General features: G+C 69.9%; 12 protein-coding genes. 5 read left to right on the forward strand and 7 right to left on the reverse strand.

Annotated elements, in window-relative coordinates:
* Positions 1–16: 16 nt before the first annotated feature.
* The 5 genes from B7K24_RS02530 to B7K24_RS02550 form a co-directional block, all read right to left on the reverse strand.
* Positions 17–2473 (reverse strand): glycogen/starch/alpha-glucan phosphorylase, encoded by a 2457-nt coding sequence (locus B7K24_RS02530; protein WP_084128484.1) that lies wholly within the window; start codon positions 2471–2473, stop codon positions 17–19.
* A gap of 185 nt (positions 2474–2658) precedes the next feature.
* Positions 2659–3756: an alcohol dehydrogenase catalytic domain-containing protein gene (locus B7K24_RS02535; protein WP_084129222.1), complete on the reverse strand. Its 1098-nt coding sequence runs from the start codon at positions 3754–3756 to the stop codon at positions 2659–2661.
* Between the two features lie 154 nt (positions 3757–3910).
* Positions 3911–5026 (reverse strand): glycosyltransferase family 4 protein, encoded by a 1116-nt coding sequence (locus B7K24_RS02540; protein WP_084128485.1) that lies wholly within the window; start codon positions 5024–5026, stop codon positions 3911–3913.
* A complete protein-coding gene (locus B7K24_RS02545; protein WP_084128487.1) occupies positions 5023–5985 on the reverse strand; it encodes a glycosyltransferase family 2 protein in 963 nt (320 codons plus the stop codon). Before B7K24_RS02545 ends, B7K24_RS02540 begins: the two co-directional genes overlap by 4 nt.
* 10 nt (positions 5986–5995) lie before the next feature.
* Positions 5996–6265 carry a hypothetical protein gene (locus B7K24_RS02550; RefSeq protein ID WP_084128488.1) on the reverse strand — a complete coding sequence of 90 codons (270 nt, stop codon included), beginning with the start codon at positions 6263–6265 and terminating at the stop codon, positions 5996–5998.
* 85 nt (positions 6266–6350) lie between these two features.
* Between B7K24_RS02550 and gcvP the strand changes: the two genes are divergently transcribed.
* Positions 6351–9215: an aminomethyl-transferring glycine dehydrogenase gene (gcvP, locus tag B7K24_RS02555; RefSeq protein ID WP_084128489.1), complete on the forward strand. Its 2865-nt coding sequence runs from the start codon at positions 6351–6353 to the stop codon at positions 9213–9215.
* Between the two features lie 102 nt (positions 9216–9317).
* On the opposite strand, the gene B7K24_RS02560 is transcribed toward gcvP, so the two are convergent.
* Positions 9318–9737, reverse strand: coding sequence for a hypothetical protein (locus B7K24_RS02560; protein WP_084128490.1), 420 nt, complete (start codon positions 9735–9737; stop codon positions 9318–9320).
* Positions 9738–10019: 282 nt separating this feature from the next.
* Here B7K24_RS02560 and B7K24_RS02565 point away from each other — a divergent pair, with 282 nt between their 5' ends.
* Positions 10020–10952, forward strand: coding sequence for a type IV toxin-antitoxin system AbiEi family antitoxin domain-containing protein (locus tag B7K24_RS02565; RefSeq protein WP_084128491.1), 933 nt, complete (start codon positions 10020–10022; stop codon positions 10950–10952).
* A 94-nt stretch (positions 10953–11046) separates the two neighbouring features.
* On the opposite strand, the gene B7K24_RS02570 is transcribed toward B7K24_RS02565, so the two are convergent.
* A complete protein-coding gene (locus B7K24_RS02570; protein ID WP_084128493.1) occupies positions 11047–12123 on the reverse strand; it encodes a magnesium and cobalt transport protein CorA in 1077 nt (358 codons plus the stop codon).
* Positions 12124–12331: 208 nt separating this feature from the next.
* Here B7K24_RS02570 and B7K24_RS02575 point away from each other — a divergent pair, with 208 nt between their 5' ends.
* The 3 genes from B7K24_RS02575 to B7K24_RS02585 are packed head-to-tail and all read left to right on the forward strand — an operon-like array spanning position 12332 to position 20604.
* Entirely contained in the window at positions 12332–13444 is a 1113-nt protein-coding gene (locus tag B7K24_RS02575; protein WP_234986525.1) for a serine/threonine-protein kinase, read from the forward strand.
* Position 13445: 1 nt separating this feature from the next.
* Complete coding sequence (locus tag B7K24_RS02580) at positions 13446–19583, forward strand: Ig-like domain-containing protein (RefSeq protein ID WP_084128495.1); 6138 nt, start codon at positions 13446–13448, stop codon at positions 19581–19583.
* A 55-nt stretch (positions 19584–19638) separates the two neighbouring features.
* Positions 19639–20604: a MoxR family ATPase gene (locus B7K24_RS02585; RefSeq protein WP_084128497.1), complete on the forward strand. Its 966-nt coding sequence runs from the start codon at positions 19639–19641 to the stop codon at positions 20602–20604.
* Position 20605: the final 1 nt, after the last annotated feature.

Below are 20605 nucleotides of genomic sequence, written 5' to 3' on the forward strand. Positions count from 1 at the left end.
GTCGAAGGGGGAGCTGTTAGGCGCGCCAGATGCGCTCGGTGTAGTCGCGCATGGAGCGGTCCGAGCTGAAGAAGCCGGTGCGTGCCACGTTGAGGATGGCCGAACGGGTCCACGCGTCCTCGTCGGCGTACGCCGCGTCGACGCGCTCCTGGGCATCCACGTAGGAGCGGAAGTCGGCCAGCGCCATGAACCGGTCGCGCTCGATGAGCGACGCGCACACCGAGGCGACGAACGACCCGCGCTCGCCGCCGGTCAGCGCGCCGGACATCAGCAGGTTGAGGGCGCGGTGCAGGTCCTCATCGGACTCGTAAAGCTTCTCGGGCTGGTAGCCGGACTCGGAGAGTGCGGCGACCTCCGGCTCCGTCATGCCGTACAGGAAGAAGTTGTCGTCGCCCACCAGCTCGCGGATCTCGACGTTCGCGCCGTCGTCCGTGCCGATGGTCAGCGCGCCGTTGAGCGCGAACTTCATGTTGCCCGTACCCGAGGCCTCCTTGCCGGCCAGCGAGATCTGCTCGGACAGGTCCGAGGCGGGAATGAGCTTTTCGGCCAGCGTCACGTTGTAGTTGGCCGGGAACGCGACCTTGAGCTTGCCCTCAAGGGAAGCATCGGCGTTGATCGTGGCACCGACGTGGTTGATCAGCGCGATGGTCTCCTTGGCGCGCACGTAGCCGGGCGCGGCCTTCGCGCCGAAGACGAACGTGCGCGGGGTGACGTCGGCAAGTGCCACGCGCCCCGTGGTGATGCGCTCGTACAGCGAGACGATGTGTAGGAGCTTGAGCGACTGACGCTTGTACTCGTGCAGGCGCTTGACCATGGCGTCGACCATGGCGTCGGGCGAGATCTCGATGCCGTCGCGCGCGGCCAGCACGTCGGCGAACCGCGCACGGTTGGCGCGCTTGATGGAGCGGAATCGCTCGCGGAACGACGGGTCGTTCGCGAGCGGCTCGAGGCCGCGCAGGCGGTCGAGGTCAGCGACCCAACCCTCACCGACAGCCTCGGTGATGAGGTCGGACAGGGTGGGGTTGGCCAGGCGGATGAAGCGGCGCGGGGTGACGCCGTTGGTGACGTTGGTGAACTTCTCGGGCCACATGTCCGCAAAGTCCGTCAGCACCTTGTCGGCGAGCAGCTGCGAGTGCAGGGCCGCCACGCCGTTGACCTTGAAGCCGGCGACGGTCGCGAGGTACGCCATGCGCACGGCGCGCACGGGCTCCTCGGCGATGATCGACATGTGGCGCTCGCGCAGCGGCTCGTGCGGGTAGCGCTCGCGCACCTGTGCGAGGAACTCCTCGTTGATGCGGTAGATGATCTCGAGGTGGCGCGGCAGCAGCCTGCCCAGCAGCTCCACCGACCACACCTCGAGAGCCTCGGGCAGCAGGGTGTGACACGTGTACGCGAACACCTTCTGGGCGATGGGCCAGGCGGCGTCCCACTCCATGCCGCGCTCGTCGACGAGGATGCGCAGCAGCTCCGGCACCGCGATGACGGGGTGCGTGTCGTTCAGCTGGAACGTGATGCGCTCGGGAAGGGTCGCGAGGTCCGCGCCCTCGGGTAGCACGCGGTCCAGGTAGTCGCGCAGCGAGCAGGCGACGAAGAAGTACTGCTGCTGGAGGCGCAACTCCTTGCCCTGCGGCGTCGAGTCCTCGGGGTAGAGCACCTGCGAGATGGTCTCGGCGCGCGTCTGGGCGCGCACGGCGTCCTCGAAGTCGCCCGAGTTGAAGATCTTCAGGTCAAACGCCTGGGTGGCCTTGGCGCTCCATAGGCGCAGCGTGTTGACGCGCCCGTTGCGGTAGCCGGGCACCATGTACGTGTACGGCACGCCCACGACGTGCCAGTCGGGCACCCAGGCGCGGCGCTCGACGCCGTCCTCGCCGGTGACGACGTCCACGCGACCGCCGAAGCCGACCTCGACGGCGTTCTCGGGGTGCGGCATCTCCCAGGGCGAGCCCATGGCGAGCCAGTTGTCGGCCTCCTCGACCTGGTGGCCGTCCACGAAGGTCTGCTTGAAGATGCCGTAGTCGTAGCGGATGCCGTAGCCGATCGCGGGGATGTCCTCGGTCGCCATCGAGTCGATGAAGCACGCCGCCAGGCGACCCAGACCGCCGTTGCCCAGGCCGGGCTCGACCTCGAGCTCACGCAGCTCGTCGAGGCTCAGCCCGAGAGACTCCATCGCCTCACGCGCAATGCCGCCCAGGTCCGCTGCCAACAGATTGTTGTCGAGCTGGCGACCCAGCAGGAACTCCGCGGACAGGTAGGCGACCTGCTTCTCACCGCCGGTGCGCTGAGCGTCGGTCGTCGCCAGCCAGTCCGACGTCAGGTACGCGCGCACGGTGCGCGCGAGCGCCTGGTACTTGTCGTTGTCGGAGGCGCCCTCGAGCGAAACGCCCTGGGTGAAGGTCAGTTGCTGGAGAAACTCGCGCGTGAAGCTGGCGACGTCTCGGTCGCGGACGGCGATGGTGGGGGCGATGTCGGTCACGGGATCAACCTACGACTCGGGGGACCGCGATGGGGTCCGTTCCTCCCAAAGTTAACGCCGCCGACACATGGTCATCGGGGCCCCTGGTCCCGTCGTGACGCACGCCACACTCGCGTGCGAGGAGGGCCGATGCCGCGGCGGGGTGGGCGGTTCGCAAACCCGGCCACGGCATCGGCCCGTATCGGTTAGGCCAGGGCGGCCCGCGCCGTCGCGGGCTCGTCGACCGCGTCGCACGAACGCGCCGAGACCAGGATCTTCGCGCCGTTGCCGCCGCGCAGACGCTTCATGGCATCCTCGGTCTCGGCGAGGCTCACGGTCTCGACCCAGCCGTCGGTGACGTACGCGCCGGCGCGCATCGCCTCGATGACCTCGTCGTACTCGTGTTGCAGGTAGCCCATGGCTCCCACCACGTCGAGCTCGGCGCGCACCAGGCTCAGCCCGCCCACGGCGAAGGGGCGCTCGTGCAAGGCGACGACCACCAGTCGGCCGGTGGGCGCGAGGGACGCGAGCGCGCCCTCGATCGCGGGGCCCACACCGGCGGCATCGAAGGCGACGGAGACGCCCTCGCCGTCGGTGAGGAGGTGAACGGCGGCCTCGAGGCTGTCGTTGATGGGGTCGACGACCGTCGCACCAAACGAGGCGATGAGTTCGCGACGCTCCGCGCTCGGTTCCGAGACCAGCACGCGCGTGACGCCACGGGCCTTGAGCGCGAAATACAGGCCAATGCCGATGGGGCCGGCGCCGACGATCAGCGCGGAGGCGTTCTCGGGGTACTCCGCACGCGAGACGGCGTGCCAGGCGACCGTCATGGGCTCGACGAGCGCGCCGAGCTTCAGATCGATGCCCTCGGGCAGGACGTGAAGACGGTGGGCGTCGACCACGGTGTACTCGGCCATGCCGCCGCCGTCGGAGGCGATGCCATGGAAGCTGATGAAGGGGCAAGCGTTCGGGCGCTGAGCGCGGCACGCCACGCAGTCACCGCACGAGTACTGGCCGAAGACCGCGCAGTCGTCTCCCATATGCACGGAGTCGACGCCCTCGCCGAGTGCGGCGACGGTGCCGGAGAACTCGTGTCCGAGGACCTGGGGCAGCGTCGCACCGGTCACGGGGTGGGGCGTGTCGTGGCTGAGGCCCAGCGCCTCGGGCGCCCAGACGGCGTGAAGGTCGGAGCCGCAGATGCCGGCGTAGCCGTTGCGCAGCAGCACCTGGCCGGGACCGGGGGTCGGGACCGGGACGTCGTCGATACGTAGGTCTTCGCGACCGTGGAGGACGACGGCTTTCATGGTGGTCACGGGTGAGCCTCCTTGCTCGTGCGGCCGGGGTGGTGGCCGCGTGGGGATCCAGGGTGGGGACGTTCCCAAGATTAAAAGGATCTTCGTCCTAGGCCGCGCTCGCCCCCGTGTGCAGTGTGAGTCACCTCACACGACACGCCGATGCCTACGGGTGACGGAGCACGGCGACGACGGCGTCGGCATAGCCGTCCCAGCCCGTGTCGTGGTGGCCGATGCGGCGGCGCAGGTTCGCATCCCACCTCGCCAGCTCGGCCGGGGTGCCGGCGCGGGTGAGGGCCGCCGCGAGGGTCGCCGGGTCCTCGGGGGGGACCGACAGCCCGTACGCGTCCCCCTCGACGAGGCCGGGCAACCCGCCCACGTCGCTCACCACGATGGGCACGCCGCAGTCGAGAGCGACGAGCGCGGCTCCCGAGGCGGTGGCGGAGCGGTAGGGGTACACGGCCACATCGGCCGCGTGGAAGATCGCGGGGACGGCGGCGGCGTCGACGTAGCCGGGCTCGAGGCTCACTCGCTCCCCGAGGCCGAGTCGCGCCACCTGGCGTTCGTACGGCTCAACCCCGCCCCAAAATTCGCCCACGACCCGCAGCCGGGTATGGGGTGCGAGGGCGACCGCCTCGAGTAGGACATCGAGTCCCTTGTAGGGCCTCACCAGGCCAAACGCGAGCAGCTCAAGCGGGGTGTGGGGATCGGTGCGGACGACTCGGTCCGGGTCGGGCCACGCGTCGAGTGAGGACGGCAGCGCCGCCACGGTGACCTCCGTGGCGCCCAGGTCCCGCGCCGCCCGGGCCTCGTCGGCGGTGTGGACGACCACGGCATCGGCCCTGCCGATCACGCGCCGCGTGATGGCGCGGTCGAGCCGGCCCGCCTCGTGGGGAACCACGTTATGGAACAGCGCGACGACGCGCACGCCCTCGCGCCGTAGCGTGCGCATCATGGCGAGGTACGCGAGCGCCTGGAGCGGCGTGACGACGGTGACGATGACGGTGCGGGTCGCGCGCAGCCGGCGGGCCTCGCGCCACCACGTCCACGGTGCGAACCACGACAGGGTGCGGCGGGTGCGGGCAAACGGCAGCGTCTCGGGCTCGTCCAGCGGCACGGTGAGGCGGCCGGGGTAGAGCAGGCGCGGGTACTGGTGGCGCCACGACACCAGGTCCACCGTCAGGCCGCGGTCGGCGAGCCGGTGCGCGAGCCGCGTGGTGTGCTGGGCGATCCCGCCCTTGAACGGGTGGGTGGGGCCGATCAGCGTGACGTCGAGTGTCACGGGAGCTCGGCGGCGGGCCGCGCGGGCCCATAGCGCTGCGTCTTGAGGTGCTCGAGCGACTGTTCGGTGAGGATCCGGTTGGACTTCAGCAGGTCGGAGATCACGCCGAGCGCCACGGAAAGGGCGGCCGCGACGAGCAGCGTGGTGCCGAGGATGAGCGACTGCAGGTGGTTGCCGCTGTTGCCGATCGCCACCAGGATCGCGTAGCGCACAAAGGGGATGAGGCCGAGGGTGCCCAGGACCACAGCGAGGCTCGCGAACACGGCCCACGGGCGGTACATCACGGACGAGCGCAGGATCGCCTGCGCGGAGCGCCACATGTGTTCGCCCATGTTCGCGAATAGGCGGGACTCGCGGGTCTTGGGATTGGTGTCGATCGGTACCGACACGATGGCGAGGCGCTTCTCGCCGGCCTGAATGATGGTCTCCATCGTGTAGCTGAAGCGCGTGAGGATGTTGAGGCGATACAGCGCATAACGCGAGTAGGCGCGAAAGCCCGACGCGGCATCGGGCAGCCGCGTGCCCGCCGCCTTGTTGACGACCCACGAGCCGAACCGCTGCATGCGCTTCTTGAACGGCGAGAAGTGCGCGATCTGGTGGGTCTGGCGGTCGCCGATGACGATCTCGGCGGAGCCGGCCAGGATGGGGGCGACGAGGTCGCCGATGCGCTCCTGGGGGTACTGGTTGTCGCCGTCCGTATTCACGACGATGTCCGCGCCGCTCGCGAGCGCGTAATCGACGCCGTCCCTGAACGACTGGGCGAGGCCCATCGTGCGGGTGTGGCGAATGACGTGGGCACCGTGCTCTGCCGCGATCCGTGCCGTGGCGTCGGTGGACCCGTCGTCGATGACCACGACCTCGATCTCGTCGACGCCGTCGATGCGGCTCGGGATGGACGCAAGAACGGTGGCGAGGGAGCCCTCCTCATTGAGGCAGGGCACCTGGACGACGAGCTTCACGCCCGCCAGCCTACTGACGCGTCCTGCGCCACACGCCGATGCCGACGCCGACGATGAGTGCGAGCGCCGCACCACCGATCGCCCCGGCAACGGCGGCGCCGGCATAGGAATGGTCCGCAAACCGCGCGGCGAAGTCGTCGGCCCACCACAGCGAGCCGAGCCATCCGCCCACCACTCCCGCCACGACGGCGAGGAGGCGCCCGGGATGAATCGCCGGATGCACGCTCACGACGCCCACCCCGGTCATCAGGCCCAGCACCGTGGCCAGCAGCGTCTCCATCGTGCATCCTCCCGTCGCGAGCCTTCATCGTGGCACAAGGTGTTCCTGCGACGGCCCCGCGCGGCCCCTGTCGCGAGCAGGGCCGATGCGCCACAATGGGCCGGTGACCTCCTTCTCTGACCGCCACATCGGGCCCTCGGGCGACGCCGTCGAGATGATGCTGGAGGCCGTCGGCCAAAACTCGCTCGCGGATCTCGTGGAGGCCGCGGTTCCCGCGTCGATCCGACAAGACGACGTCTTGGTGTTGCCCGATCCGTTGTCGGAGAACGACACGCTGCACGCGCTCCAGGGCTTCGCCCAGCGCAACCAGGTGCACATCCAGATGATCGGCCAGGGCTACTTCGACACCATCACGCCCATGGTGATCCGTCGCAACGTTCTCGAGAATCCCGCCTGGTATACGGCCTACACGCCGTATCAGGCCGAAATCTCACAGGGTCGGCTCGAGGCGATGCTGAACTTCCAGACCATGGTCTCCGACCTCACGGCGCTGCCCGTCGCGGGCGCGTCGTTGCTCGACGAGGCGACGGCGGTGTCCGAGGCCGTCCTGCTGATGCGCCGCGCCGTCAAGGGCCGCGACGAGGGCGTCGTCGTCCTCGATTCCGAGTGCCTGCCGCAGACCATCGCTGTGGTCGAGGCCCACGCGGACGCCATCGGCCTGCGCCTCGAGGTCCACGACATTGGTGAGGACTGGCAGGCGCCCGCCGACCTCATCGGCGTCGTTCTCCAGCAGCCGGGCCTCACCGGTGTGCTGCGCGAGGTGCAGGACGTCATCGCATCGGCGCACGCGGCCGGCGGCCTCGTCACCGTCGCCGCGGACCTGCTGAGCCTGACGATGATCACCCCGCCCGGAGAGCTGGGTGCGGACATCGCCGTGGGCTCGGCTCAGCGATTCGGCGTACCCCTGTTCTTCGGTGGTCCGCATGCCGCCTTCATGTCGGTCAAGCAGGGTCTCGAGCGCCAGCTTCCTGGTCGGCTTGTGGGCGTCAGCGTGGACGCCGAGGGGCGGACCGCCTACCGGCTGTCGCTCCAGACGCGCGAGCAGCACATTCGCCGCGACAAGGCGACGTCCAACATCTGCACCGCCCAGGCGCTGCTGGCTGTCGTGTCGAGCTTCTACGCCATCCACCACGGTCCCGACGGCCTGCGTGCCATCGCCCAGCAGGTGCATGCCACGGCAGTGACGTTGGCCGATGCCTTGAGTGCCGCGGGCGTCGAGATCCTGCACGAGCACTTCTTCGACACGGTGGTCGCCAAGGTTCCCGGCGGCGCCGACTCGGTCATGGCGAGGGCGGCCGCGAAGGGCATCAACCTGCGTAAGGTCGACGGCGACCACGTCGCGATGGCCTGTGATGAGGTCACGAGCCTCGACATCCTGGACACGCTTGTGGAGGCCGTCACCGCGACCAAGCGCCACGCGGTGTACACCGCGCCGCGCGTCGCGATCCCGCGTTCCCTGCGGCGCACGAGCGAGTACCTGCAGCACCCGATCTTCAGCATGTACCGCTCGGAGACGTCGCTCATGCGCTACATGCGCCGCCTTGCGGACCGCGACTTGGCGCTGGACCGCACCATGATTCCGCTGGGCTCGTGCACGATGAAGCTGAACGCGGCCGTCGAGATGGCACCCATCTCGTGGCCCGGCTTCGCGCGGATCCACCCCTTCGCGCCGTCCGAGCAGACCGGCGGCTACCGCGACATGATCGCGCAGCTCGAGGGCTGGCTTGCCGACATCACCGGCTACGCGGCCGTGTCCGTGCAGCCCAACTCGGGCGCTCAGGGCGAGTACGCGGGTCTGCTGGCCATCCGCGCGTACCACCAGGCCAACGGCCACGGCGAGAGGGACGTGTGCCTCATCCCGGCATCGGCCCACGGCACGAACGCCGCCTCCGCGGTGCTCGCCGGACTGCGCGTGGTCGTCGTCGCGACGAGCGAGAACGGCGAGGTGGACCGCGAGGACCTCGACGCGAAGATCGCGGCGAACGACGGCCGCATCGCGGCGATGATGATCACCTATCCCTCGACGCACGGCGTGTTCGAGGAGCACGTGGGCGAGGTGTGCGCCGCGGTGCACGACGCCGGCGGTCAGGTCTACATCGACGGCGCCAACCTCAACGCCTTGGTGGGACTCGCCAAGCCCGGCCACTTCGGCGGCGACGTGTCCCACCTGAACCTGCACAAGACCTTCTGCATCCCGCACGGCGGCGGCGGCCCCGGAGTGGGCCCGGTCGCCGTAGCGGAGCACCTGGTGCCGTTCCTGCCGGCGCTACGCCAGAGCATCCAGCGGCCCGCCGAGCTGCGTCGCCAGGGCGCGCCCGTGTCCGCGGCGCCCTACGGATCCGCCGGCATCCTGCCCATTACCTGGGCCTACATTGCGCTCATGGGTCACGAGGGTCTGGGGCGCGCCACGCAGGTCGCGGTGCTCGCGGCCAACTACATCGCCGCACGCCTCGAGGACGCCTTCCCCGTGCTCTACCGCGGCCCCGGCGGTCTCGTGGCCCACGAGTGCATCCTTGACATTCGCCCGCTGACCAAGGCCAGCGGCATCACCGCCGAGGACATCGCCAAGCGCCTCATCGACTTCGGCTTCCACGCGCCCACCATGTCGTTCCCCGTCGCGGGCACGCTCATGGTCGAGCCCACGGAGTCCGAGGACCTCGCCGAACTGGACCGCTTCATCGACGCGATGCTGGTGATCCGCGAGGAGATCGCGGCGGTCGAGCGCGGAGACATCGAGGCGGCCGACTCGCCCCTGCGTCACGCGCCTCACACGGCCGATGCCGTGGTCTCCGATGACTGGGACCGCGCCTACTCGCGTGAACAGGCCGCCTTCCCGGTGCCCGGCCTGCGTCAGGACAAGTACTGGTCGCCCGTGGCCCGCATCGACAACGCCCACGGCGACCGCAACCTGGTGTGCGCGTGCCCGCCGCTCGAGGAGTACGAGGGCTAAGGCGCCCCGGAGGCGCACCATTCCCGCCCGCTGCGCCCTGCCGCTGCGCCCTGGGAGCCATGGGGTGCCCACTTTTCGCGAAAACCGGGCACTGAGTGCCTCCTAGGATTCCGCGTCGATACCCATGTCGCAGCCGACCTCGGTGGCCAGCACCATGGTGAGGCCGTTCGTGGCCGTGTAACCCAGACCCTCGCGGTAGGACACACGGGTCTCGGTGACCGCGGCATCGTCCGCGGCCGATGCGGGCTCGATGGCGACCAGCATGTTCGCCGTCGACCCCGCCGGAATGACCGCGCCCTCGACCGATACGGTGCGAGCGAGCAGGTCTTCCTCATACCCCAGGGGGTCGTCGTTGGGCCACCTCATGGTCCCCACCAACTGGTCCAGCGCCTCGCCGGCGAGATCAACCTGGAACCTGGCGTCGTCGACCATCTCACCCTCCCACTCGACTCCCGTCAACGTGATGGGATCGTCGCCGGAGTTGGTGAGCAACGTGCCGAAGTACGTCGTGCTGTCTGCCATACGAGGCGAGCACACGGCGCCGCCATCTGCAGCAACAAGCGACCCGCCGCTCGCCGAGCAGCCTGCGAGTACCAAAGCAACGGCGGCGGCTCCGCAGACGCGTGCGGCAACTGACAATGTCATCGAGACCCCCGGGAAGCGGCGTCCCCCTGACGCCGGTGACCTCAATGTAGCCGTAGTGATGTGGCGGCGCGTTGTACACAGCCGCTGCGCGAGGCTGCGTACTCCCCAGGATTGGCAGCGAAGCTCGCCCACACGTGACGTGACTGGTGCGCTGGGACGATGGTTGGCCTTGCGACGCTCCGGGTGCCCCCTTCAGCGACCCTCGCCTCCGTGCTCGCCGATGCGCCGCGAGCCTTCACTCGCAGTGAGATCCTCACGCGGTGGTCACGACGCCACCTCGATCGCGCGGTCTCCCGCGGTGAGGTCGCTCGCATTCTGCCGGGGGTCTACGTCGCGGCCGCGCACCAACACGACCCTGTCGTGATGGCGCGAGCGGCGTCTCTGTGGGCCCCGCGTGCGCTGGTGACAGGCATGCTCGCCCTGCACCTCCACGCACCCGGCCTACCTACCTCGACCATCGTGGAGTTGGTGACGGCCCATGGTGATCGGCTGCACCCGCCGCCGTGGATCCGCGTGCACCAGACGGGGCTGCCCGCACATCGGTCGACTGCCCGGGGAATCCCGACGGTGGTGCCGGCGCGAGCCCTCGTTGACGCCTGGGCGCTCGCGCCTCCGGCATACCGCAACGAGCGTCTGTGGCAGGCGCTGTGGAGCGGAGTGTGCACCTGGAGCGAGCTCGCACGCGAGGCTGAGCGCTCGCCGCGCCTGCCCGATCGGCGCCGCCTCACGCGAGTGCTCGGGTGGTTCGCGGCAGGCGCGACGTCTCCGTTGGAGGTTCGCGCCAAGCACGAGACATTCGTCGGCGCGCCCTTCGCGGACTTCGAGTGGCAGGCTCCGATCCAACTCGGCGCACGCACGGTGCGCGCAGACATGCTGCACCGTCGCGCCAAGGTGGTGGTCGAGCTCGACGGCGACCGGTACCACGCCACGAAGGAGCAGCGCGATGCCGACAGGGAACGTCAAAACGCGCTCGTCGCGGCAGGGTTCACGGTGCTGCGCTTTGGCTGGAACGACGTGGTGGACCGTCCCGCAGCATGCCGAGCGTTGGTCACGGCGGCGGTGCGCCGCGCCTCGTTACCTGCGAGCCGTTGAGTGCCCGTTTTTCGCCGAAACCGGGCACTCAACGGCTCCCAGGGCGCACGGCGGTGCACACCGGGCACTGAGTGGCTCCTAGGGCGCTCGGGACCTACATCCACTTGGACTTCTTGAAGATCGCGTACAGCGCGACCGACAGCGTCACCATGAGGCCCAACGCGAACGGGTACCCGAACGCCCAGTGCAACTCCGGCATCGAGTCGAAGTTCATGCCGTAGATGCCCGCGACGATCGTGGGTGCGAGCGCGATGGCCGCCCAGCCTGAGATCTTCTGCATCGCGGTGTTCTGGCGCTGGCCCACGAGGGTCGCATTGACGGACAGGATCTGGGCGAGCGACTCGCGCAGCTCGCTCGCGCGGGCGTCGACTCGAGCGAGGTGATCCGACACGTCCTGCAGGTAGGCCTGCAGTTCCTCCGCGATGCCGTGCTTGCGAAAGCCCCCACGCAGTGACTCGATGACAGCCGTCAGTGGCGTGCAAGCGTGCTGCACGTCGATGACCTCGCGACTGAGGCGGTAGATGCGCTCGGCCACCGTGGGGTCGCCGGTGAAAACCTGCTTCTCGATCTCCTCGAGGTCGGTGGTGATGCCCTCGAGGACGGGACGGTAGCCGTCCACAATCGTGTCGAGGATGCGATACATGACCGCCTCGGGCCCCAGCCGCAGCAGATCGCTGTCGTCCAGCAACGCGCGGTCGCGCTCGCTCGGCGCGGTTTCGAGTTCGTCCGCGAAACGCGACGACGGCGTTCCGTCGACCCAGCGCCCGTCCTGGCACAGCACGGCGATCGCGCCGGGACGCATCAGCAGGTGGAACTCAGCGAGGTCCACCTCCTCGGCCGCATCGTCGTAGTGAGCGGAGCGAGCCACGATGAACAACGTGTCGCCGTAGCGCTCGATCTTGGGCCGCTGGCTCGCGTTGACCAGGTCCTCCTCGAGCAGCGGGTGCAGGTCCCATGCCTCGGCCAACGCGGCGATCTGGTCGCGGCTGGGGTTCGCGAACAGCAGCATCGCCATCCGCCCGGGCTCGCGTCCGTACGCGAGGGCCTCCGTGACGCCGGCCGATGCCGGGGCGACCGTGGCATGACCATCCGTCACGTACTGGATGGTGGGCGCGGGCGCCTCCGGGCGTGCTGGAGACGGGGCCGACGTTCGGCGGTGCAGGCTAGGCATGAATCCTCCCGAGGTAGCGGGTGGCCCCACTGTAGGCGAGAAGGCCACGCCCTCCACGGCATGGGCCGTCCGGTCTGTCCGGCTTGCGTATGTCGTCACACGGCTGGGGAAGACACCGGAGCATGCGGCGCCGTCGGTTAGAGTTTCTCCGTTCCCGCGGCCCAGGGCCGCGTCTCGATGGCACGAGCACAAGCGGGAGGGGGTGTGCGTGGCCAGGCGCCAGACACTGCAGCCTCCCGTCCTGCCCGGATACACCTACGTGCGTCCATTGGGGTCGGGTGGATTTGCCGACGTGTTCCTGTTCCAGCAGGACATGCCGCGCCGTCACGTCGCCGTGAAGGTGCTGCTCAGTCGCATCGAAGACGCGCAGGCGGCCCGGGCGCTCGCGGCCGAGGCGGACGTGATGGCCCGCCTCAGTGCTCACCCCAGCATCCTCACCGTGTACCACGCGGGAGTGGCGCCCGACGGTCGCCCTTACTTGGTCTCGGAGTACTGCCCGGCGTCGCTGACCAACCGCTACCGGCACGAACGCATGCCGGTTCACGAGGTGCTGCAGATCGGCATCCGTATCGCCTGCGCCGTCGAGACCAGTCACCGCGCTGGCTTGCTGCACCGCGACATCAAGCCCTCGAACATCCTGGTGACGAGCTTCGGTCACCCCGTGCTGTCCGACTTCGGTGTGGCGGCCGCGCTCGACAAAGGCGAGGACGACGTGATTGCGATGTCGCCACCGTGGTCGGCCCCGGAGGTGGTCGACCGGCGCACGTCCGGCACGATCGCGTCCGAGGTGTGGGCGCTCGCGGCCACGGTCTATACGTTGCTCGCTCAGCGCAGCCCCTTCGACACGGGCACCGGCCGGCGGGACGATGCGGAGCTGACGAAGCGGATCATGCGGGCCAAGTACACGCGCATCGACCGTGCGGACGTGCCCGATAGCCTGCAGGTGGCGCTCGAGGGCGGCATGCGCCGCCTCCCGGGGGACCGGTACCCGACGGCCTTGGCGTTTGCGCAGGCCCTTCAACAGGTGCAGGCCGAGCTGGGGCTCGCCGCCACGCCTCTCGATGTCCCCACGGACGACTGGGCCGCGGGCGCCGCTGCTGCGGCAACGGAGGAGGAGCAGCGTCACCAGGCCCGCTCGACCGTGCCGGTGCAGTCTCAGCGCTTGCGGCGTGAGGCGGAATCGCATTCGCGGGCGGGCACGTCGACCCGTCACCAGCGCCGGGCCGGGCGGCTCGGCCGACGGATCGTGGTCAGCGCCGTCATCGGCGGCGCGGCGCTGATGGGCGCTGCGGCGGCGTTCTTCCTGTTGTGGGGCGCGTGACGTGAGCGTCGGTCCGGGCAACAACGCGATGGGCGCCAACGGGATGGCGGCCGAACCGGGCGCTAGCCCGGGCTCCGTCGAGGCTGGGCTGGGCCGTGCCACGGCGGCGCGTCGTCGCCGCATGCGACGCATCGGAGTCGGCGCATTGATCGCCACCGTTGTCGCAGGAGCGGTCCTCGCCCCGGGCTTCGACGAGCGTGAGGTGGAGGCGGACGACGCGTCGGTGTGGGCGCTGCAGACGGCGACCGGCCAACGCTTCGCGCGCATCAACACGGCGGTGGCGGAGATCGACACGGTCAAGTCGGCATCGGCCCCCTCCGACCTGGTGCAGGCCGCCTCGACGCTTTTGGTGTACTCCGACAACCTCGGCTCCGTCACCTCCCTCGACACCGCGAGGCCCCACGACATCGACACGGCCGCGCCCGAGGGCACCGTCTCGACGCCGGTGGGCACGGACGTCGTCGCTCACACGGGCGACGCCGTCGCATACCTCACCGAAACCGGGGAGGTGTATGCGGGACTCGTCTCCGCGGGCACGGCGATGGAGCCGCGCGCGCTCGACCCGTTTGCGGAGGTCGAGGTGGGCGAGGGTGAGGACCGTCCTCGGTTCAGCGCCGATGCGGTGGCGGTGGCCGCCGACGGCAGGGTGGCGGCCTACTCGGCCGAACGTCGGTCGGTCATGACGGCCGATGCTGCGACTGGCGACGTGCTCGCGACGACATCGCTGCCCGAGGGCCCTGTGAGCGACGACCTGCAGATCGCCTGGGTGGGCGAGCGCTGGGTGCTGCTCGAGGGCGACGACGGGTGGCTGTGGATCGAGGGCCTCGACGAGCCCGTCGCGACCACGGCGGACGAGGATCCGTTGCTGCAAGAGTCGGGCACCTCGAGGACCCAGGCGATCCTCGCGGATGAGTACGGCGCCATCGCGGTCGAGCTCGACGGGTCCGGAGTGACGCGTGTGTACGGCTCGCTCGACCTGGCGCTGGGAGAGCCCGCCAGGCCCCTCGAGCGCCCGGACGGTTCCGGGGTCGTGGCCGCTTGGCTGCCCGCGGGCGAGGGGCCGGGAACCATGTGGGCGAGCGACGCGAGCGCCTCGAGCCTCGACTACGGCGGCCTCACGCTGGGAGATCGGCGCACGCCTGTCCTGCGCTCCAACGGCGCGCGGATGATCCTGAACGAGGCGCGCACCGGGTGGGTGTGGTCGGTGCCCTCGGGCGCACTGGTCACCTCGTCGCAGCAGTGGGAGCGCGACGACGAGGTGCAGGCTGCCGAGGACGACCGCGAGGTGGCCACGGAGGTCACCGACCCGCGCGCACCGGTCGCGGTCGACGATGCCCTGGGTGTCCGGGCGGGCCGCCAGGTCGCCCTGCCCGTCTTGCTCAATGACCACGATGCGAACGGCGACGTCCTCACCATTGACCCGGGTTCGGTGACCGGTCTCGATGACTCGTTCGGGTCGGTATCGGTCGCCGACGACGCCCAGGCGCTCGTCATCGATGTCGCCGACGATGCGAGCGGGTCCGCCTCCTTCACCTATGCGGTCACGGACGGGACCACCGACGACGGCCTGCTGTCTAGCCCTGCGACCGTCACCGTGACCGCCAAGGATGCGAGCGAGAACTCGCCTCCCGTGTGGTGTGGCGTCGACGCGTGCCAGCTGGAGTGGCCCACCCCGCAGGTCAACCCTGGGGGCACCGTCACGACCGACGTCCTGACCGGCTGGGTGGACCCCGAGGGTGACCCCGTGTACCTGGCGTCCGCCCGCACCTCGTCCGACGTCGGCGTGGTGGCCGCCTCGCCCGAGGGCCAGGTGGTCTTCCAACACACGGATGCCTCCTCGACTGACACCGGAGCGGTGCCCATCGAGGTGGTGGTGGCCGACGCTCACGGCGCGACCACCTCGAAGGACCTGTCGATCTCCGTGGTCGGTGAGCCGGAGCTCGCCGTGGCGGACATCGCGGTGACGGTGTCCCAGGACGTCACGACCACCGTCGAGGTGGGAGACCACGTCACCGGCGCTCGCGGTCCGCTGTCGGTCACCGAGGCGTCCCTGGGGCTGGAGGACGATGCCGTGGTGGCTACGGCGCAGGGCACGGTCGGATTCTCCTTCACCGCGCCCGAAGCCGGTAGCTATCTGGTCGACTTCACCGTCACCGACGGGGTGGCCGATGCCCGTGGCAAGGTACGCGTCACCGTCCTGAGTGAGGACGAGGAGCGCCTGACGACGGTGCCGCTGACGGCGTTCGTGCGAGCGAGCGAAGACGTGACGGTCGACGTGCTTGCGGCGGTCACCAACCCCGCGGGCTCCGTCCTCTTGCTCAGCGACCTCGCGACCGACCCCGAGGACGGCGCGAGGCTGTCGGCCGATGTCGTGGGCCACTCCGCGCTCCGGCTGTCGGGGGACACGGGCGACGGCCAACCGGGCACCCTGGGCACGGTCGGTTACACGGTGTCTGATGGCACGGGCCGTCCCGAGGGCACCGTACGCGGCGAGGTCACCGTCATCCTGCTCGGCACAGAGGTCCCCACCACGCCGCTGGCCGTCGACGACGCGCTCACCGTCCGGGTCGGGACGCAGGCGGACATCTCCGTGCTGGCAAACGACGTCGGACCGGCGGGTAACGTGATTGCTCTCGACGCCGCATCGGTCGCGTTGTCCGACGGCGGCGGACTCGCGTTCCCGGCCGGCAATGTGATCCGCTACCTCGCCCCCGACACCCCCGGCGTGTACACCATCGACTACGCCGCCTACGTGTTGGGTTACCCGACGCAGGCGGACACGGCGAAGGTCGTCGTCACGGTGCTCGATTCCGACACCAACCAGCCCCCTGTGCCCCGTCCGCTCGCCGGCCGCGTGGCCGCTGGCCAGGAGGTGCGCCTGCCCTTTGACGGCACCGGCACGGATCCGGACGGCGATGCGGTCGCGCTGAATCGCATCGAGACGCAGCCCGAGTCCGGCTCGGCCCGCGTGTCCTCCGACGGTCGCTCGTTGGTTTACGCCGCGGAGGCCGGCTACGCGGGCCAGGCCTCCTTCACCTTCTCCGTGATTGACGCCAGGGGAGCAATCGCGACCGCGACCGCGACCGTCGGGGTGCTCGCCGAGCAGCTCGACCCCCGTCCTGTCACCTACACCGATTACGTCCAGGCCCAGGTAGGCGAGGACCGGCGCGTGATCGTGACCCCCACGGCCAACGACGTCGACCTCGGCGGCGGCGAACTGGAGCTCACCGCGGTGCGACCGGACGCCGAGCCCGACTCCGCCGAATACGCGGCGCTCGCCTCCCACCTCATCGACGTCGAGGGTGAGCGCGTCACCCTCGCGGTGGGCGACGAGCCCGGCACCCTGGCCTTCACCTACACGGTCGCCAACGCGTCGGGCTCGACGTCGATAGGCCGCATCATCGTCAAGGCGGTGCGCGAGCCGATTGCCGACGTTCCCATCGTCGCCGACACCGTCCTCACCTCCGACACCCGCGAAACGTTCGCGACCGGCGTCGACGTCCTCACGGACAAGGTGGCATGGGGCGGCGGAGACGCGGGCGCGTTGTCCCTGTCACTGTGGGGCGAGCAGCCGGATCTCACCGCTACTGGCTGGAGCATCAGCGGCCCGCTTCCGCAGGAGAGCCGGCTGGTGCCGTTCCAGGTCTCGGGCCAGAACTTCGCGGGCGAGGCGGTGACCTCGTACGGCTTCCTGCGGGTGCCAGGTGAGGAGGAGCTCCGCATTGCGCTGAGGGACAGTTTCGAGGCGCCCGAGGTCAACGAGGGCGAGAGCGTCGACATCGACCTCGCGAGCCTCATCGCGCTGCCGCCGGAGACGGCCTTCACGATCGACGGTGCGGCCGTGCGCTCGGGCGGCGTCCGGCCCGAGGGCAGGTGCGACGCCGTCGCCGGCACGGTGGTGCGATACACGGCGGGGGAGGGTGAGCCCTACTCCGACACGTGCGAGGTTCCCGTGACCGTCGTCGGTCAGGATCAGGCAACGGTGCTCCCGGTACCCATCGTCGTGATCCCGGCCGCGCCGCAACCCACGCTGACCGGTGCCTCGCTGGAGATCGCCCCGGGAGATACGGCGACGTTCGACCTGAACGGCATGGTCTCGTGGCCCGTCGGTGCGGCCGGTCGCGCCGTCGAGTTTGCGACCACCTACCAGGGAGAACAGTTCACGGTCACGCCGTCGGGCACGAGCCTGCAGATCGCGGCGGCGGACACCGCCATTCCCGGCTCGCTCGACACCGTCACCGTCACCCTCACCTCCGACCCGGAGACGCCTCCCGTGACCCTCTCGCTCGAGGTGGGACCCGCGCCGTCGGCGCTTCCCAAGGGCGGAACAGTGGCGAAGCAGTGTGCACAGGACGAGGGCTCCTCGTGCGAGATCACCGTGATCGGCGCCACCGGAGAGGTCAACCCGCTGCCGGGCACGCCGCTTGAACTGGTGTCGGTCAGCGCCGACGGCACGTGCCGGGGTGTCTCGTTCGAGATCGCCTCGGAGACCGCAGTGCGGGCGTCGTGGTCGGATGGCGCTCCCGGCGCGGTTTGCGACGCAACCTTCGTGGTGCGCGACGCCCAGGGGCGACTCAGCTCCGGGGACCGGCTCGGACGCGTCAGCCTCGACCTTCAGGGCTACCCGGCCGGGCCCGCCTCGGTGTCGCAGGCGGCGTATGGCGACGGCACCGTGACCCTGGCGGTCTCGCCGGGCGCCGCGGCGCAGTCGTACCCCAAGATCAGCGGCTTCCACATCACCCGCGATGGCACCGAGGTGGCTACCTGTACCGCCTCCGGCGTGTGTAGCCAGATCACCGGTGTGCCGAACGGCGACAAGCGCCAATACACCGCCGTCGCCGTCAACTCCGTGGGCACCTCGGCGAGTTCCGCCTCCACCACGGCGTGGTCGTATGCTCCGCCGGCCAAGCCCACTCAGGTCACGTGGGAGCCCAGCCAGGCCGGCGCCGACGGCGGCAAGGTCGACATCGCGATGACCATCACCGACGCCTCGACCCGGTCCGTGAGGCTCGAGGCCGCGAGCGGCGCCACCGCGACCGCGAATGTGTCGCGTGCCGGATCCGTGTCCGTCGACGGCTTCGCGATCGGCTCGAACGAGCCCACTCAGATCACCATCACGCCCGTGACGCGGTTTGAGTTGCCTCCGGTGGGTTCGTCGAGCGAGCAGGGTGAGTCGGTCACCCTCACCGCGAACGGCGTGGGTGGGCCCAAGATCTCGAGCCCCACGTGGAAGGCCAACGACGCGGCCACCCGTGTGACCTTCACCGTCGCCGTCGCAAGCGCCGGGGCGGGCAGCACCACGTGGGTCGGCGTCGCCGAGGACAACCGGCGCTGCACGCCGACCGTTCAGTCGCAGGGCGGGACCGCGAGCGTCACCGTCGAGGTCACCGAGAACGAGGTCCGCAATTACGACGTCTGTGCCGAGAGCCGCTGGCAGGGCACGCCTTACGGCACCGCGTCGCTCGACGTGGACGGCGTCTTCGCCTACCAGGACCCGGGTGCGCCGCGCGTGACGCGTGGCTACGACGTCGACGACACGTGCCGCAGCTCGGGCTTCAACCGCAACTCCTGCGAGACCGGATGGGACCGTCCGGCCGTCGACAATGCACCGCGCGGGTTTGAACTCCGGTACATCATTAACGGCGGCACGCCCACCACGACGTTCACACTGGAGAACTCGTTCGGCTCGCGCCCCTCGATCCAGGCGGTGTATTGCCCCACCTTCCTCGGGGCCAATGCGCCGTGCTCGGACTCCCGGACGACAGTGGATCCCGTCAGTGAGCAGCGTGCCTACCCCACGAGCGTGTCCTTCACAGGCTGCACGGCGACCGACACCGGTCGCACCGCCCAGGTCGCCGTGGCGGCGCAGGGCGGTCACTACTCGGTTCAGACACGGTGGTTCGCCAACGCCATCGGCAACCAAGAGGCCACCGAACGGTGGGAAAGCAACTACGCCGAGGTGACCGTCACCTTCACGGGCGCGCTCGCGGACATCGAGCCCTTCCAGTCCGGTCGGATGAGGTGCGATGTCACTGCCCAGCCTCCCGTCGAGCCGGATCCTGACCCGACGCCGACACCCACGCCGGAACCCACCACCCCGTCCCCTGAACCCACCGATACGACGAGCCCGGCGCCGTAACCGAGCGACGGCATCGGCCGTCCCCCGACCCCCCCCACCCAAGGAGCCCCCAAGCATGAGCGTCACCGACGAGCAGAGCGACTGGTTCGCCGCGACCTTCGCCGCCCTGGCCGACAACGTCGAGCGGGCGGTGCTCGGCAAGCGGCACGTCGTCGAACTCGCGTTCACAGCGATGATCTCGCAGGGCCACCTGCTGCTCGAGGACGTGCCCGGCACGGGTAAGACGTCGCTCGCGCGCGCGATCGCGCAGACCATCAAGGGCACCAGCACCCGCATCCAGTTCACCCCCGACCTGCTGCCGGGCGACGTCACGGGCATCACCGTGTACGACCAGTCCAAGGGCGAGTTCGAGTTCCACGCCGGCCCCATCTTCGCGAACGTGGTGCTGGCGGACGAGATCAACCGCGCGAGCCCCAAGACGCAATCGGCGCTGCTCGAGGTGATGGAGGAGGGCTCGGTCACGGTCGACGGCATCACGCGCCTGGCGGGCTCGCCGTTCATGGTGGTCGCGACGCAGAACCCCGTGGAGCAGGCCGGCACGTATCCGCTGCCAGAGGCGCAGTTGGACCGCTTCATGATGCGCACCTCGCTGGGCTACCCCGACCATGGCGCGACGCTGCAGATCCTGGACGCGGGCCGGCCCGCCAAGGTGACGGTGCCGCAGATCGCGGAACTGCAGACCATCGCGGCCATGACCGCGCTCGCTCGCGAGGTGCATACGAGCCCGCTGATCCTTGATTACATCGCCCGCATCGTCGACGCGACCCGCCAGGCCACGCAGGTGCGCCTGGGCGTCTCGGTGCGTGGCGCCCTCGCGCTGTCGCGGGGCTGCCGGGTCTGGGCCCTCGCGCACGGCCGCACCTACGTGACGCCCGACGACGTCAAGACCCTCGCCGAGCCCGTCCTCGCCCACCGCCTCATCCTCGACCCCGAGGCCGAGTTCGACGGCGTCACCGCGACGGCGGTCATCGGCCAGGTCCTCCTCGACACCGCACCGCCCAGCCAGCAGGACCTGCGCTAGT

The sequence above is a fragment of the Demequina sp. NBRC 110055 genome (assembly GCF_002090135.1).
GTDB lineage: Bacteria > Actinomycetota > Actinomycetes > Actinomycetales > Demequinaceae > Demequina.